We start from the raw sequence: 13,431 nt of genomic DNA, 5'->3' as shown, positions 1-13,431 counted from the left end.
GTACCCGGCGCGCGCCTTAAAAAGGTTTTAATCCCAACCCGACAGCATCGCGACACTGCGACGCCACACTGCGCGGGCCGTCTGCCTAACCTGCGACAATGGCGCTGCACCCCCGTTCAGCCTCACCCCGCCAAGCTGCTGAAACTTGCGGCCGCGTTCGGCCGCCCGCCCCTACCCGACTCCGCCTACGCATGAGCTCCGATACGCCCATCGTCCGTCTGACCGACCTGCGCCTGTCGCGCGGCGGGCGCGACGTGCTGCGCGGCATCCACCTGACCGTTCCGCGCGGCAGCATCGTCGCCGTGCTCGGCCCCTCGGGCAGCGGCAAGTCCACCCTGCTGTCGGCGCTGACCGGCGAACTCGCGCCGGCCTCGGGCCGGGTCGAAGTGCTGGGCCGCGACGTACCGCAGCGCTCGCGCGCCCTGCTGGAGCTGCGCAAGGGCCTGGGCGTGCTGCTGCAGGGCAACGGCCTGCTCACCGACCTGACCGCGGCCGAGAACGTTGCGCTGCCGCTGCGCGCGCACACCGACCTGCCCGATGCGGTGATCCGCCGGCTGGTGCTGATGAAGCTGCACGCGGTGGGCCTGCGCGCGGCCGCCGACGCCTACCCGCGCGAGCTGTCCGGCGGCATGGCCCGGCGCGTGGCCCTGGCGCGCGCGCTGGCGCTGGACCCGCCGCTGATGATCTACGACGAACCGCTGACCGGCCTGGACCCGATCGCCTCGGGCGTGGTGATGAGCCTGGTGCGCCGCCTCAACGACACCCTGGGCCTGACCAGCATCGTGGTGACCCACCACGTCCACGAAACCCTGCCGGTGGCCGACCACGCCATCGTCATCGCCAACGGCGGCATCGTCTTCTCCGGCACGCCGGAGCAGCTGGAAGCCAGCGCCGACCCGCTGGTGCAGCAGTTCCTGCGCGGCCAGCCCGACGGCCCCATCGCGTTCGACGCCGCCCCGCGCGCCACGGAGGTGGCCTGATGCCCTTCGCCGCCGCCACCCGTGAGATCGGCCGCGCCGGTCTGTTCACCCTGTCGGTGTTCCGAGCGTCCAAGCCAACCCCGGATTTCTTCCGCGAGCTGATTCGCGAAATCTACAAGATCGGCGCACGTTCGCTGCCGATCATCGCCGTTGGCGGCGCGTTCGTGGGCCTGGTGTTGACCCTGCAGGGCTACCGCACGCTCGCCACCTTCGGCGCCAGCAACTCGCTGAGCACCCTGCTGGGCCTGTCGCTGTACCGCGAGCTGGGCCCGGTGCTGACCGCGCTGCTGTTCGTCGGCCGCGCCGGCAGCTCGATCGCGGCCGAACTGGGCCTGATGCGCGCCACCGACCAGATCACCGCGCTGGGCCTGATGGCCATCGACCCGGTCGGCAAGGCGGTGGCGCCGCGGTTCTGGGCGGCGGTGCTGAGCGTGCCGCTGCTGACCGGCTTCTTCTGCAGTTTCGCCATCGCCGCCAGCTACCTGGAGGCGGTGCACGTGATCGGCCTGGACCCGGGCTACTTCTGGCCGGCGCTGAAGGACAACGTCGATTTCGTCGACGACTTCTGCGTGGCGCTGTTGAAGTCCGGCGTGTTCGGCGCGATCTCGGCCCTGGTCGCCGCCTACGTGGGCTACCACGCCGAACCCACGATCGAAGGCACGTCGGTGGCCACCACCAAGGCGGTGGTGAACGCCTCGCTGCTGGTGCTGATGTTCAACTTCGTCCTGTCCGCCTTGTTGTTCAAGTAACGCGCACGCAGCGAGTTTCGGAGACCCATCCCATGTCCGTCCGCAGTCCCCGCATCGAATTCGCCGTCGGCGCGTTCCTGTTGCTCGCCCTGGCCTCGCTGCTGGTGCTGGCCATCGCCTCCACCAACGGCAAGTGGGGCTTCGGCGGCGACAGCTACCCGCTGAAGGCGCGCTTCAGCACCATCGGCGCGCTGCGCCCGAACGCGCCGGTGAAGATCGGCGGCGTGGCCGTGGGCCAGGTCGCCGACATCAGCCTGGATCCGAAGAAGTTCGATTCGGTGGTCACCCTGGCCATCAACGGCCAGTACCGCGACCTGCCCGCCGACACCTCGGCCGGCATCTTCACCAGCGGTCTGCTCGGCGAGAGCTACGTTGGCCTGACCCCCGGCGGCGATCCGGAGTCGCTCAAGCCCGGCGACGAGATCTTCCTGACCCAGCCGGCGGTGGACCTGATCCAGCTGGTCGGCAAATACATGTTCAGCGGCGGTGGCGCCGCGAGCGGCGACAAGAAGGACGCCGCCGCGCCTGCCAACGACGTTCCGGCGTATTTGCAAGGCGATGCCGCGCAAGACGCCGCCCCCACCCAAGAAGAGAGCAAGCCATGAAGCGCAACCTCGTCTCCCTCCTGATCGCCTCGGCGCTGCTGGCCGCCGCGCCGGCCGCGGTGCTGGCGCAGTCGGCTCCGGCCGCCACGGTGCAGGCCGGCTCGCCCAGCCAGATGGTGCTCACCAACAGCACCCGCATCCTGAGCACGCTGGAGTCGCGCCGCGCCGAGTTCAGCAAGAACCGCGCCGCGCTCAGCCAGTTCATCGCCAGCGAGTTCAACCAGACCTTCGACCGCGAGTACGCGGCGCGCCTGGTGCTGGGCACGCACGGCCGCGGCGCCTCCGACGCCGACGTCAAGCTGTTCGCCGACGCGCTGACCACCAGCCTGATGCAGCGCTACGGTTCCTCGCTGCTGGACTTCAACGCCAAGCTGCAGGTGCGGATCAAGTCCGAAACCCCGCTGCGCGGCGGCGCCATCGTCAAGGTGTCCAGCGAATACCTGCGCCAGGGCGGCGAGCCGGTGCCGGTGGATTACCTGATGCGCAAGGTCGGCTCGCAGTGGAAGGTGTTCGACGTGATGGTGGAAGGCGTGAGCTTCGTGCAGACCTTCCGCAACCAGTTCGACACCCCGCTCAAGCAGAAGTCGATCGCCCAGGTGGCGGCCGACATCAAGGCCGGCAAGCTGCAGGCGCAGGCCAACTGAGCATGGCCGCCTCGGTCCGCCGCGAGGGCGAGGCGCTGGTGTTCGCCGGCGCGCTGGAACGCACGTCGGTGGCGGCGCTGTGGCGCCAGGCGCAGCCGCTGCTGGCCGGCGCGCGGCGCCTGGAGCTGGGCGCGGTGGAGGCGGTCGACAGCGCCGGGCTGGCCTTGCTGGCCGAGCTGGCCGAACGCGCTGGCGCCGCTGTCGTCGGCGCGCCGCCGGGCCTGGGCGAACTGCGTGCGGCCTACCGTTTGAACGAGGGATTGGGCTACGCCGGCTGATCCCGAACACACCGTTGCGGTCGCCATCGCCTTGCGCGTGTGGCCAGGCCGCCCTTAGCGAATAGACTGCGACCATGCGCCCCCACGCACTCCCCTACGCCGTCGGCCTGGCCCTGGCCCTGCTGACCGCCACCGCTCCGGCCCAGGCGCAAGCCCTGGCCGGCGACGATCTGCTCATCGACCCGGCGCTGCTGAGCGCCGCGGCCGCGAGCCTGGCCCCGGCCGTCACCGGCACCGATGCGGGCACCGCGCTGGCCGCGCTGCCGGCCTTGGCCGCCGAAGCGGCGGCGCAGGCGGCCGAGCCTGCGCAGGCCGTGCAAGCCGCCAGCGACGCCGCGCAAACGCCGCCGGCCGATGCCGCGGCCGCGCAGGCCGAGCCCGTGCCCAGCGACGATCCGCGCACCGAAGCCGAGCGCGATTTCGACGCGCTCTACGGCACCGGCGAGCCGCAGTACGACCCGGTCGCCGATTCCACCCTGCCGGCGCCGGCCACGGTGCCGGTGATCTACGACCCGTGGGAGCGCTACAACCGCAAGATGCACCGCTTCAACAACGCGGTGGACCGCGGCATCGCCAAGCCGCTGGCGCGCGCCTACGTGCGCGTGGTGCCGCGGCCGGTGCGCCTAGGCGTGAGCAACTTCTTCAACAACCTGGGCCAGCCGGTCAGCGCGGTCAACGCGCTGCTGCAGGGCAAGCCCAAGCAGGCCGCGCAGGCGCTGGGCCGCTTCGCCCTCAACACCACGGTCGGCATCGGCGGCATCTTCGATCCGGCCAGCGACGCCAAGCTGCCCAACCGCAGCGAGGACTTCGGCCAGACCCTGGGCGTGTGGGGCTGGAAGCGCTCGCGCTACCTCGAGCTGCCGCTGTTCGGCCCGCGCACCGTGCGCGATGCCTTCGGCGCGGTCGGCGACGCACCGCTGAGCCCGCTGCGCCAGGTCGAAAGCGACCGCATCCGCATCCCGCTGCAGGGCCTGCAACTGGTCGACGTGCGCGCCCAGCTGATGCCCACCGACGCGCTGCGCGAAGGCGCCGAGGACGACTACACCCTGGTCCGCGATTCGTGGATGCAGCGCCGCGACTACCAGATCTTCGGCGACCGCATGGACGCCGAGGACCAGGGCCTGCCGGACTACCTGCGCGACGACAGCAACCCCAGCGTGCCGGCCGATGCGATGCCGCTGATGCCTACGGATGCGAACTACCAGCGCTGAGGCGGCCCTCACCCCAACCCCTCTCCCGCAAGCGGGAGAGGGGCTAAAGCCGGGTGGAGAAGTTTTGATGCTGCGCTCTGAAGCCCCTCTCCCGTTTACGGGAGAGGGGTTGGGGTGAGGGCCGACGCGAGGTCAGCCCGCCTCAATCCTCATCATCCCCCGCCGCATCCAACTCCGCGCCCAACAACCGCCGTGCCTCCTCGGCCGGCAGCGCCTCCACGCCCTTGAGCTGGCGCTCGATCGCGCGCGTGCGCACGCCGGCGGCGTCGATGCTGTTGCGCACCGTGTCCAGCTGGCTGCGGGTCTTTTCCAGCACGCCGGCGAACTTGCCGAATTCGTTCTTGACCGCGCCCAGCAGCTGCCAGACTTCGCTGGAACGCTGCTCGATAGCCAAGGTGCGGAAGCCCATCTGCAAGCTGTTGAGCAAGGCCAGCAGCGTGGTCGGACCGACCAGGGTCACGCGGTAGTCGCGCTGCAGCGCCTCGAACAGGCCGGGCCGGCGCAGCACCTCGGCGTACAGGCCTTCGGTGGGCAGGAACAGCAGGGCGAAGTCGGTGGTGTGCGGCGGCGACAGGTACTTGCTGCTGATGCGCTTGGCTTCGACCTTGACCTGGCGCTCCAGCGCCGCGGCCGCCTGCGCCACCGCGTCGGCGTCGGCGCGCTCGTGCGCGTCGAGCATGCGCTCGTAGTCCTCGCGCGGGAACTTGGCGTCGATCGGCAGCCGGATCGGCTGCTCCGGCGCCGCGCCGGGCAGGCGCACCGCGTATTCCACCCGCTCGCTGCTGCCGGGCACGGTGGCCACGTTGCTGTCGTAGCGGTCGATGGTCAGCACCTGCTCCAGCAGCGCGCCCAGCTGCACTTCGCCGAAGGTGCCGCGGGTCTTGACGTTGGTCAGCACGCGCTTGAGATCGCCCACGCCGCTGGCCAGCTGCTGCATCTCGCCCAGGCCGCGCTGGACCTGCTCCAGGCGCTCGGAGACCAGGCGGAAGGATTCGCCCAGGCGCGTTTCCAGCGTGGTCTGCAGCTTCTCGTCGACGGTGGCGCGCATCTGCTCGAGCTTGGCGGTGTTGTCGGCCTGCAGCTCGCGCAGGCGCTGCTCGAGGGTGGCGCGCATCTCGCCGATGCGCTGCTCGTTGCGCTGGGTCAGTTCGCTCAGGCGCTGGCCCAGGCCTTCGGCGAAACGCAGCTGCTGCTCGGCGGCCTCGCCGCGCGCCTTGCGCGCGTCCTCGGTCAGCGCCTCGCGCAGCACGTCCAGGCGCTGGTCGGTGCGCTCGGCCAGGTCGGTCAGGCGGCCGCCGAAATTGTTGATGCGGTGCTCCTGCGCGGCCGACAGACTGTCCAGCTGCTGGCGCAGCTCGCCGCGGCCCTCGCGTTGTTCCTCGCGCAGGGACTGCTCCAGGCGGCCGTCGGGCTTGCGCAGCAACAGCACCACCAGCAGCACGACGGCCACGATCACGGCGACCAGCAGCAGGCTCAGCAGCAGGGTGGGTTCGGTCATGCGCGCAGTGTAGCCCGCGGCGTCTCAAGCCATGAGAACGGCCGCATCACGGCGGCGGGCGTAGCGTCGGCATTCCCCGCTTTGCGCATGCGGCCGATGGAGCGCTATCGCAACCTCAGCGGCCGCTCCGGCGTGGCCGCCTACGAACTGGGCGACGACCGCATCGCGGTGGTCTTCGTCGACGGCGCGCGCTACCTGTACACGCAGCGCAGCGCCGGCGCGCGCCATGTCGCGCAGATGCAGCGCCTGGCCGTGGCCGGACGCGGCTTGAGCGGTTACATCAGCCGTCACGTGCGCGAGCGTTACGAGCGCAAGGACTGAGCGCGCTCAAGCGCGATGCGCACCGGCGCCCAGCCAACCCGGATCGGCCTGCCAGCAACGCTCCAAAAACGCCACGAACGCGCGCACCTTGGCCGGCACGTAGCGGCGCTCGGGCATGACCGCGTGCACGTCCAGGCCGGACAGCTGCCACTGCGGCAGCACGCGCTCCATGCGGCCGTCGCGGATCTCCTGGGCGATGGCGAATTCGGGAATGCGCGCGATGCCGGCGCCGGCCAGCACCGCGGCCTTCAGCGCCAGGGAGGAATTGGCGTCCAAACGCGCGCCCAACGCTACGCGCACCACGGCTTCGCCCTGGCGTAGTTCCCAGGTGCGGCCGGTGGCGGCCAGGCTGAAGTGCAGGCAGTCGTGGCCGCCCAGTTCGTCGGGGCGCTGCGGGCGGCCGCGGCGGTCCAGATAGGCCGACGAGGCGCACAGCCACACCCGGCTGTGGGCGATGCTGCGCGCGACCAGGCTGGACGCGTCCAGCCGGCCCAGGCGGATCGCCAGGTCCTGGCTTTCCATGACCAGGTCGGTGGGGCGGTCGTCCAGCTGCAGGTCCAGGTCGACCTGCGGGTGCTGCGCCAGGAACGGGCCGAGGTAGGGCGCCACGTGCATCACGCCGAAGGTCATCGGCACCGACACCCGCAGCCGTCCCTGCACCGCGCCGCCGGTGCCGGCCACGGCGTCCTCGGCCGCACGCGCTTCGGCGAAGGCCGATTGGGCATGGCGCAGGTAGGCCTGGCCGGCCTCGGTCAGGCTGAGCCGGCGCGTGGTCCGGTGCAGCAGGCGCGCGCCCAGGCGCCGCTCCAGCGCCGAGACCTGCTTGCTGACCGCGGCCTTGGACAGGCCCAGGGCCTCGGCGGCGCGGACGAAGCTGCCCAGCTCGGCCACGCGGACGAAGGCGAGCAGGCCGGGTAGGTCGGGAACGGGCAGTCGGCCCTGCTGCATTGTTGACATAGGGAAACAGTTTAACCACCCCGGGGCCGATTATCCGCGGCGCCCGCCTCCGTATCTTGGCCGCGTCGCCTCCCACTCCGGACCGCCGCCATGAGCCCCACCGCACGCCGCCTAGCCCTGACCCTGATCGCCGGCAGCCTGGTCGGCGCCATCTTCGTGATCGGCAAGCTGCTGCTGGGCCGCGGCCTCAGCCCGCTGATTGTTTCCCTGATCCAGACCGGCGGCGCCAGCGCGGTGCTGCTGTCGGTGTTGGCCGCGCGCGGCCAGCGCCTGTCGCTGACCGCGGCCGACCGCCGCTTCTACCTGGTCGCCGGGCTGATCGCCGTGGCCGGCTCGGCCCTGCTCGGCAACTGGGTGCTGGCGCGCATTCCGGCCGGCATCTACACCGTGGTGGTCACCCTGTCGCCGATGTTCACCTCGCTGTTCAACGCCCTGGCCGAGCGCCGCTGGCCCAGCGCCACCGCCCTGGCCGGCACCGCCCTGGGCCTGGCCGGCGTGCTGCTGGTGCTGGTGCCGCGCGCGCGTTCGGTGGAAGCCGAACAGGCGCTGGCCCTGGGCGTGGCCGTGGGCGTGCCGGTGCTGCTGGCGATCGGCAACGTCTACCGCAGCCGTCACTGGCCCAGCGGCCTTAGCGCGCCCATGTCCACCGCCGGGACCATGCTGGTACAGACCCTGGCGGTGCTGCCGCTGCTCGCGGTCAGCGGCCAAAGCGCCAGCGCCGCCGAACTGGGCGCGGCCTGGCCGCTGCTGCTGGCGATGGTGCTGGTCACCCTGGCCGCCAACGTCGCCGCCGCCGCGCTGCAGCGCATCGCCGACTCCGTGGCCTACAGCCAGATCGGCTATGTGATCGCGCTGACCGGCGTGGTCTGGGGCGCGGTGCTGTTCGGCGAGCGCCTGGGCTGGAGCTTCGTGCCGGCGGTGGCGCTGGTGTTCGCCGGCATCGTGCTGGCCAACCGCCGCGCCGCCCCCGCCGCGGTCGCCGTTCCCTCCGCGCTGGTCGCCGCGCGCTGATTCCTGCCGCTCCCCTTCCTTCCCTCACCCACGGAACCACCCGTTATGCGCAAGTTCGCCCGCTATGCCTTTACCGCCCTGATCGCCCTGTCCTTCGTTCCCGCCGCGCAGGCCGACCTGCGCGAACCGCTGACCCGCGACAACAGCGTGTTGCTGATGGTCGACTACCAGCCGCAGTTCGTGTTCTCGGTGCAGTCGATCCCGGTGGTGGAGCTGATCAACAACGCCGAAGGCCTGAGCAAGGCCGCCAAGGCCTTCGAGGTGCCGACCGTCTACACCTCGATCAGCGCCGAGCGCTTCGGCGGCCCGTTCTTCCGCCAGCTCGGCCAGGCGCAGCCGGCGCTGGTGCCGTTCGACCGCAGCCGCATCGACGCCTGGCGCGACCCGCGCGTGCGCGAGGCGGTGGCGCGCAGCGGCCGCAAGAAGCTGCTGGTCAGCGGTCTGTGGACCGACAGCTGCGTGACCTTGCCGGTGCTGTCGGCGCTGAAGGACGGCTACGAGGTCTACGTGGTGGTGGACGCCAGCGGCGACGTCAACCGCGAATCGCACGAGATGGCGGTGCAGCGCATGATCCAGGCCGGCGCGGTGCCGGTGACCTGGATGGCGGTGATGCTGGAATGGCAGGGCGATTGGGCCGATGCGCGCACCGCGGCGCAGGTGACGGCGATCGCGCAGCAGCATGGCGGCGCTTGGGGGCAGGGGATCGATTACCACCAGCGCATGGTGGCGCCGAAGCAGTAAGGGTCTTTGGCGGCGATGCAGACGTCGCCGCTGGCTTCCTACGCTCCCACCCTTCCCCCGTTGCTTGTCTTCCCCCTTTGGAAAAGGGGGATTGAGGGGGATTTGCTTTTGCTCTTGTTGCTTACAAGCAACAGCAAAAGCTTCCGTCCGCAAGCGGCCGGGTTACTTTCTTTTGATAAGCGTCAAAAGAAAGTAACCAAAGAAAAACGCTTGGCCAGAGCTCCCGTGCGAGAGCGGTGCGGGCGCCGGGATTTTCCGATCGAGCCTCCTGCCCGAGCGGAAAACGGCGCACGTCCTGTGCGCCGCCCTTCGGGTCTGCTATTGGTACTGCGAGTTCGGTGCCCGAGCGGGGATCAAGAGCATTCGCGCGTTGCGCTCACCCCCTCACCCTAGCCCTCTCCCGCAAGCGGGAGAGGGAACACATCCGACGCCGCCGCTTGTGCTTTAGCCCCTCTCCCGCTCGCGGGAGAGGGGTTGGGGTGAGGGCACGCGCAGACACATACTCGCGCCGCAACCCACACAGCAAGCTACAGTGACGTCTTCCCCGTTATCGCCGCGGCCCTCGCACCGCCGCCCGGAGTCGTCATGGCCGCCTGGTTCACCGTAGTCGCACCGCTGATCCCCGAAATCCTGCGCCAGGCGCGGCCTTACTTCACCAAGGCGCCGCAGCAGGCGCTGCCGCCTGCGAACATCGTCGCGGTGCAGATCGGCGAATTGCAGGACGCGGCGGCGCAGAATGCCGAGTCGATCAAGATCCTGGCGGCGGAGATGCAAAAGACGCTAACCGGTTTGCAGGAAGCGTCGATGGCGCTGGAGCAGCGCCTGCGCCGCGCGCGTGCGGTCAGCCTGGCGGCGTTGGCGACGGCGGGCGTGGCGCTGGCCATCGCTGCGGCGGCGCTCGCGCTGCGCTGAGCGCCATGTGCCTTGGGGTAGGAGCGGCGTAAGCCGCGACCGAGATACCGCGGTTGCTGGCGCGAGATCGGCAGCCTGCGGTCGCGGCTTACGCCGCTCCTACCCCAAAGCAGCGACGTTTTGGAATCCCCGCTGCGCCGGCTCAATCCACCACGCGGCAGAACACCGCCTTGAGATAACGCGACTCCGACACCTGCGCCAACCACGGGTGATCGGCGCCCGCGCCGGACACGCGCAGCACCTGCACGGTGCGGCCGGCGTAGAACGCGGCGCGGCGCAGCATGTCCAGGAACTGTTCCTCGCTGACCAGGCCGGTGCAGGAGAAGGTCGCGAACAGGCCGCCGGGCTTGACCACGCTCAGCGCCAGCTTGTTCATGTCCAGGTATTTCTTCAGCGCCGGAATCACCTGCTCGCGGTCGCGGGTCATCTTGGCCGGGTCCAGGATCACCACGTCGAAACGCTCGCCCGCGTTACCCAGGTCGCGCAGGTAGGGAAAGATGTCGGCCTGGACGAACTTCACGTGCGCGCCGTTGAGCTTGGCGTTGCCCTTGGCGATGTTGATCACGTCGGCGTCGATGTCCACGCCGATCACTTCCTCGGCGCCGCGCGCCTTGGCGTACACGCCGAAGCCGCCGGTGTTGCAGCACAAGTCCAGCACCCGCTTGCCGGCGACCTGCTGCGACAGCCATTCGCGGTTGTCGCGCTGGTCGGCGAAGAAGCCGGTCTTGTGCGCGCCGGCCGGGTCGGCGCGGAAGCGGATGCCGTATTCGGTGATGATCGCCGGCGACACCGGCTCGGTGCCGCGGAAGTCGAAGCTCTCCTGCTTCTGCACGTGCTCGTCGGCGAAGGCGTAGAAGCGGCAGCCGGGGAACTGCGCGCGCAGCGCGTCGTAGATCCATTCGCGGTGGCGGAACGCGCCGGCGCTGAAGTATTCGACCACCAGCAGGTCGCCGTAGCGGTCCACGACCAGGCCGCTGAGGCCGTCGCCCTCGCTGTGCACCACGCGCCAGGCATCGCTGACCTGGTCCAGCTTGAGCACGTCGCGGCGCAGCGACACCGCCGCGGCGATCTTGCGCGCGAACCAGTCCGCGTCCACCGCCACGTCGGGGTCGCTTTCGAGCATGCGCAGGGCGATGCGCGAATGGCCGTTGTAGAAGCCCAGGCCGATCCATTCGCCGTCCACGCCGACGACGTTGACGATGGAACCGGGCTTGGGCCGCTGCGCGGGCTTGTCGACCAGGCGCTGGAAGATCCAGGGGTGGGTGGATTTCCAGGCGTTCTTGAGGCGTACGGTGGGCAGATCGTTGTTCATCCGCGCATTTTACGCGGCCCGGGCGCAAAACCGGGTCCTGTCCCATCGGCGGGACAAACCGGCCCGGGATTCCCGGCTTGTATTCGTTCCGGGCGGTGCCAATCTGGTTCCCATGCACCTGCCCACGCCCGAAGCCCCGCCCGACACCCCCGCCCAGCGCAAGGCCGACCGCGGCCGGCTGATGCGCGCGCTCAACGCCAGCCTGGCCTTCGTGCTGGCGCTGGCGGCCGTCTACAGCGCGCAGGGCCAGTTCGACGTGTCGGCCTGGACGGTCACGCCCTGGTCGCTGGAAGGCCTGATCGGCCTGCTGACCGCGCCGCTGCTGCACGGCTCGATCGAGCACCTGGCCACCAATGCGATCTCCTTGCTGTTCCTGGGCACCCTGGCCGGCGCGGTCTACCCGCGCGCCACCCTGCGCGCGCTGCCGCTGATCTGGATCGGCTCGGGCCTGGGCGCCTGGCTGCTGGGCAGCGCCGGCAGCCACCACCTGGGCGCCAGCGGCCTGACCCACGGCCTGATGTTCCTGGTGTTCGTGCTCGGCCTGCTGCGCCGCGACCGGCCTTCCATCGCCGCGGCCATGATCGCGTTCATGTTCTACGGCGGCATGCTGCTGACCATCCTGCCGCGCGAGCCGGGCGTGTCCTGGCAGGCGCACCTGGGCGGCGCGGTGGCCGGCGTGATCGCCGCCTTCCTGTTCCGTCTCAGCGACCCGCTGCCGCCGCGCAAGCGCTACAGCTGGGAGGACGAAGAGGAGCAGATCGCCGCGCTGGACGCCGAGCTGGAACCGCCCAGCCCGCGCGAGGTGCCGGTGCTGTGGAACCGCCCCGATCCGGAGCATGGCGTGGTCCTGCAGTTCCCGCCGCGCCGGGAACCGTGAACGCCGCGGCTTAACCGTTGCGCCCGCACAGGCTAGAGTGAGGTCCAGCCTCATGCTCTGGATGCCTATGCGCCCCGCCGCCCTCGCCCTGCTGCCGCTCGCGTTCGCGCTGGCCAGCCCGCCAGCCGCCGCCAAGGGTGCCTGCCTGATCCAGGGCGAGCTGTACGGCGCCAAGTTCAAGGACTGCAGCGAGGTCGACGCGGCCCGCCCCGACAGCGACTACAAGGCGCAGTGCGAATCCAACATCGCCTCGATCCGGTCCGCCGGGGGTAGCGCCAGCGCGACGGTATCGGCGGCCTGCCCCAGCGGTGCGCAGGGCAGCTGCGTGAACCCGATGGGACGACAGGTGCGCACGTACTATTACGCTCGCAGCACTCAGGAACTGGCCGTGACCCGGAGCAGCTGCGAAAGCGCCGGCGGCAGTTGGCGCGCGCCCTGACGGCAACGGCCTAGAGAGACCCGGATGATTTCCGCCCTGCTGGTGATCGACGTGCAAAGCGGCCTGTTCGACGGCGATCCCCGCCCGGACGACGCCGACGCGGTGATCGCGCGTCTCAACGCGCTGATCGCGCGCGCGCGCGATGCCGGCGCGCCGGTGATCTTCGTCCGCCACGAACGCCCCGGCACCGCACTGGAGCCCGGCGCGCCGGGCTGGGCGTTCCAGGCCCAGCTGGACGTGCACGACGACGACCTCATCGTGGGCAAGACCTCGCCCGACGCCTTCCTGCGCACCGCGCTGGAGCCGCTGCTGGTGAGCTTGAACGTGGAGCAGTTGGTGATCGGCGGCTACGCCAGCGATTTCTGCGTCGACACCACCACCCGCCGCGCCGCCGCGCTGGGCTACCCGGTGGTGCTGGCCGCCGACGCCCACACCACCCACGACAAGCCGCACCTGACCGCCGCACGCATCCGCGAGCACCACAACGCGACTTTGTCGGACATCGTCAGCTTCGGCGTGCCGATCCGCGCGGTGGACAGCGCGCAGATCCAGTTCGATCGGGTGGAGCGGGCGGCCGCGCGCGGGTCGCAGCGCTAAGATCCCAGCCGGCACGCGCAAACCTGCGTTCCGCGTGGGCCGGACGTCATTGCGCCGCACGCCCGTGGACGTGCGGCGCGGACCTCGGGCGACCCCGCGGCGGCTTACTTCAGGATTTCGGTTTCCTTGTCCGGCCCGGGGGGCGCGGGGATCGGGTTGGGCAGCGGCGGCGGCGGCGTCGGACGGATGGTGGTGTCGACCGGGGGCTTGGGCTTTTGGATGGTGGTGTCGATGCCCTGGCCGCCGGCGATGCGGCGCAGGTCCTGCGTGGCGATGGACTTCATCGGTGTAATCCTTGT

The 13,431-nt window shown here is 70.5% G+C and carries 17 protein-coding genes; 13 read left to right on the top strand and 4 right to left on the bottom strand.

All coding sequences use genetic code 11. The annotated features are described in order from the left end of the window. Nucleotides 1–191 precede the first annotated feature (191 nt). The 6 genes from DX914_RS16750 (at nt 192) to DX914_RS16725 (ending at nt 4,467) form a co-directional block, all read left to right on the top strand. The gene (locus tag DX914_RS16750; RefSeq protein ID WP_115860848.1) at nt 192–980 is read left to right on the top strand and encodes an ABC transporter ATP-binding protein; all 789 of its coding nucleotides are present in this window, start codon (nt 192–194) and stop codon (nt 978–980) included. Further along, complete coding sequence (locus DX914_RS16745) at nt 980–1,729, top strand: MlaE family lipid ABC transporter permease subunit (RefSeq protein ID WP_115860846.1); 750 nt, start codon at nt 980–982, stop codon at nt 1,727–1,729. The genes DX914_RS16750 and DX914_RS16745 overlap by 1 nt, the downstream gene beginning before the upstream one ends. 32 nt (nt 1,730–1,761) lie before the next feature. Then, complete coding sequence (mlaD, locus tag DX914_RS16740; protein ID WP_115860844.1) at nt 1,762–2,334, top strand: outer membrane lipid asymmetry maintenance protein MlaD; 573 nt, start codon at nt 1,762–1,764, stop codon at nt 2,332–2,334. Next, nucleotides 2,331–2,978, top strand: a complete 648-nt coding sequence (locus DX914_RS16735; protein WP_115860842.1) for an MlaC/ttg2D family ABC transporter substrate-binding protein — start codon at nt 2,331–2,333, stop codon at nt 2,976–2,978. Before mlaD ends, DX914_RS16735 begins: the two co-directional genes overlap by 4 nt. 2 nt (nt 2,979–2,980) lie before the next feature. Beyond that, the gene (locus DX914_RS16730; protein ID WP_115860840.1) at nt 2,981–3,256 is read left to right on the top strand and encodes an STAS domain-containing protein; all 276 of its coding nucleotides are present in this window, start codon (nt 2,981–2,983) and stop codon (nt 3,254–3,256) included. 74 nt (nt 3,257–3,330) lie between these two features. Continuing rightward, nucleotides 3,331–4,467 (top strand): MlaA family lipoprotein, encoded by a 1,137-nt coding sequence (locus tag DX914_RS16725; protein ID WP_115860838.1) that lies wholly within the window; start codon nt 3,331–3,333, stop codon nt 4,465–4,467. A gap of 142 nt (nt 4,468–4,609) precedes the next feature. On the opposite strand, the gene DX914_RS16720 is transcribed toward DX914_RS16725, so the two are convergent. Further along, nucleotides 4,610–5,908, bottom strand: a complete 1,299-nt coding sequence (locus DX914_RS16720) for a DNA recombination protein RmuC (protein ID WP_196778955.1) — start codon at nt 5,906–5,908, stop codon at nt 4,610–4,612. Between the two features lie 153 nt (nt 5,909–6,061). On the opposite strand from DX914_RS16720, the gene DX914_RS16715 reads away from it, so the two are divergent. Next, on the top strand, nt 6,062–6,286 hold the full coding sequence (locus DX914_RS16715) for a hypothetical protein (protein WP_115860834.1): 225 nt from the start codon (nt 6,062–6,064) through the stop codon (nt 6,284–6,286). Between the two features lie 6 nt (nt 6,287–6,292). Here DX914_RS16715 and DX914_RS16710 read toward each other — a convergent pair whose 3' ends face one another. Continuing rightward, on the bottom strand, nt 6,293–7,234 hold the full coding sequence (locus DX914_RS16710) for a LysR family transcriptional regulator (RefSeq protein WP_115860832.1): 942 nt from the start codon (nt 7,232–7,234) through the stop codon (nt 6,293–6,295). Between the two features lie 99 nt (nt 7,235–7,333). On the opposite strand from DX914_RS16710, the gene DX914_RS16705 reads away from it, so the two are divergent. The 3 genes from DX914_RS16705 to DX914_RS16695 all read left to right on the top strand — a co-directional run bounded on the left by DX914_RS16705 (nt 7,334) and on the right by DX914_RS16695 (nt 9,907). After that, entirely contained in the window at nt 7,334–8,254 is a 921-nt protein-coding gene (locus tag DX914_RS16705; RefSeq protein WP_115860830.1) for a DMT family transporter, read from the top strand. A gap of 45 nt (nt 8,255–8,299) precedes the next feature. Beyond that, nucleotides 8,300–8,995, top strand: a complete 696-nt coding sequence (locus tag DX914_RS16700) for a hydrolase (protein ID WP_115860828.1) — start codon at nt 8,300–8,302, stop codon at nt 8,993–8,995. 585 nt (nt 8,996–9,580) lie between these two features. Further along, nucleotides 9,581–9,907 (top strand): hypothetical protein, encoded by a 327-nt coding sequence (locus DX914_RS16695; RefSeq protein WP_115860826.1) that lies wholly within the window; start codon nt 9,581–9,583, stop codon nt 9,905–9,907. Nucleotides 9,908–10,049: 142 nt separating this feature from the next. On the opposite strand, the gene DX914_RS16690 is transcribed toward DX914_RS16695, so the two are convergent. Beyond that, the gene (locus tag DX914_RS16690; RefSeq protein ID WP_115860824.1) at nt 10,050–11,219 is read right to left on the bottom strand and encodes a class I SAM-dependent rRNA methyltransferase; all 1,170 of its coding nucleotides are present in this window, start codon (nt 11,217–11,219) and stop codon (nt 10,050–10,052) included. Between the two features lie 112 nt (nt 11,220–11,331). On the opposite strand from DX914_RS16690, the gene DX914_RS16685 reads away from it, so the two are divergent. The 3 genes from DX914_RS16685 (at nt 11,332) to DX914_RS16675 (ending at nt 13,132) form a co-directional block, all read left to right on the top strand. Next, nucleotides 11,332–12,096 (top strand): rhomboid family intramembrane serine protease, encoded by a 765-nt coding sequence (locus tag DX914_RS16685; protein WP_115860822.1) that lies wholly within the window; start codon nt 11,332–11,334, stop codon nt 12,094–12,096. 67 nt (nt 12,097–12,163) lie between these two features. Continuing rightward, nucleotides 12,164–12,535 carry a hypothetical protein gene (locus tag DX914_RS16680; protein ID WP_115860820.1) on the top strand — a complete coding sequence of 124 codons (372 nt, stop codon included), beginning with the start codon at nt 12,164–12,166 and terminating at the stop codon, nt 12,533–12,535. 24 nt (nt 12,536–12,559) lie between these two features. Further along, nucleotides 12,560–13,132, top strand: coding sequence for a cysteine hydrolase family protein (locus DX914_RS16675; RefSeq protein WP_115860818.1), 573 nt, complete (start codon nt 12,560–12,562; stop codon nt 13,130–13,132). A gap of 104 nt (nt 13,133–13,236) precedes the next feature. Here the strand turns inward: DX914_RS16675 and DX914_RS16670 are convergent, their stop codons facing one another. Beyond that, a complete protein-coding gene (locus DX914_RS16670; RefSeq protein WP_115860817.1) occupies nt 13,237–13,416 on the bottom strand; it encodes a hypothetical protein in 180 nt (59 codons plus the stop codon). Nucleotides 13,417–13,431 lie beyond the last annotated feature (15 nt).

The sequence above is a fragment of the Lysobacter silvisoli genome (genome assembly GCF_003382365.1).
Taxonomy (GTDB): Bacteria; Pseudomonadota; Gammaproteobacteria; order Xanthomonadales; family Xanthomonadaceae; genus Lysobacter; species Lysobacter silvisoli.
The sequence above is the reverse complement of the archived record's forward strand: the minus strand, read 5'-3'. Positions and strand labels throughout refer to the sequence as shown.

Bases quoted from the DNA above. Each gene is read 5' to 3' on its own strand.
- DX914_RS16670 (WP_115860817.1), bottom strand. From the start codon at position 13,416: ATGAAGTCCATCGCCACGCAGGACCTGCGCCGCATCGCCGGCGGCCAG.
- DX914_RS16685 (WP_115860822.1), top strand. From the start codon at position 11,332: ATGCACCTGCCCACGCCCGAAGCCCCGCCCGACACCCCCGCCCAGCGC.
- mlaD (WP_115860844.1), top strand. From the start codon at position 1,762: ATGTCCGTCCGCAGTCCCCGCATCGAATTCGCCGTCGGCGCGTTCCTG.
- DX914_RS16675 (WP_115860818.1), top strand. From the start codon at position 12,560: ATGATTTCCGCCCTGCTGGTGATCGACGTGCAAAGCGGCCTGTTCGAC.
- DX914_RS16730 (WP_115860840.1), top strand. From the start codon at position 2,981: ATGGCCGCCTCGGTCCGCCGCGAGGGCGAGGCGCTGGTGTTCGCCGGC.
- DX914_RS16715 (WP_115860834.1), top strand. From the start codon at position 6,062: ATGGAGCGCTATCGCAACCTCAGCGGCCGCTCCGGCGTGGCCGCCTAC.
- DX914_RS16750 (WP_115860848.1), top strand. From the start codon at position 192: ATGAGCTCCGATACGCCCATCGTCCGTCTGACCGACCTGCGCCTGTCG.
- DX914_RS16705 (WP_115860830.1), top strand. From the start codon at position 7,334: ATGAGCCCCACCGCACGCCGCCTAGCCCTGACCCTGATCGCCGGCAGC.
- DX914_RS16700 (WP_115860828.1), top strand. From the start codon at position 8,300: ATGCGCAAGTTCGCCCGCTATGCCTTTACCGCCCTGATCGCCCTGTCC.
- DX914_RS16745 (WP_115860846.1), top strand. From the start codon at position 980: ATGCCCTTCGCCGCCGCCACCCGTGAGATCGGCCGCGCCGGTCTGTTC.
- DX914_RS16710 (WP_115860832.1), bottom strand. From the start codon at position 7,234: ATGCAGCAGGGCCGACTGCCCGTTCCCGACCTACCCGGCCTGCTCGCC.
- DX914_RS16725 (WP_115860838.1), top strand. From the start codon at position 3,331: ATGCGCCCCCACGCACTCCCCTACGCCGTCGGCCTGGCCCTGGCCCTG.
- DX914_RS16690 (WP_115860824.1), bottom strand. From the start codon at position 11,219: ATGAACAACGATCTGCCCACCGTACGCCTCAAGAACGCCTGGAAATCC.
- DX914_RS16680 (WP_115860820.1), top strand. From the start codon at position 12,164: ATGCGCCCCGCCGCCCTCGCCCTGCTGCCGCTCGCGTTCGCGCTGGCC.
- DX914_RS16695 (WP_115860826.1), top strand. From the start codon at position 9,581: ATGGCCGCCTGGTTCACCGTAGTCGCACCGCTGATCCCCGAAATCCTG.
- DX914_RS16735 (WP_115860842.1), top strand. From the start codon at position 2,331: ATGAAGCGCAACCTCGTCTCCCTCCTGATCGCCTCGGCGCTGCTGGCC.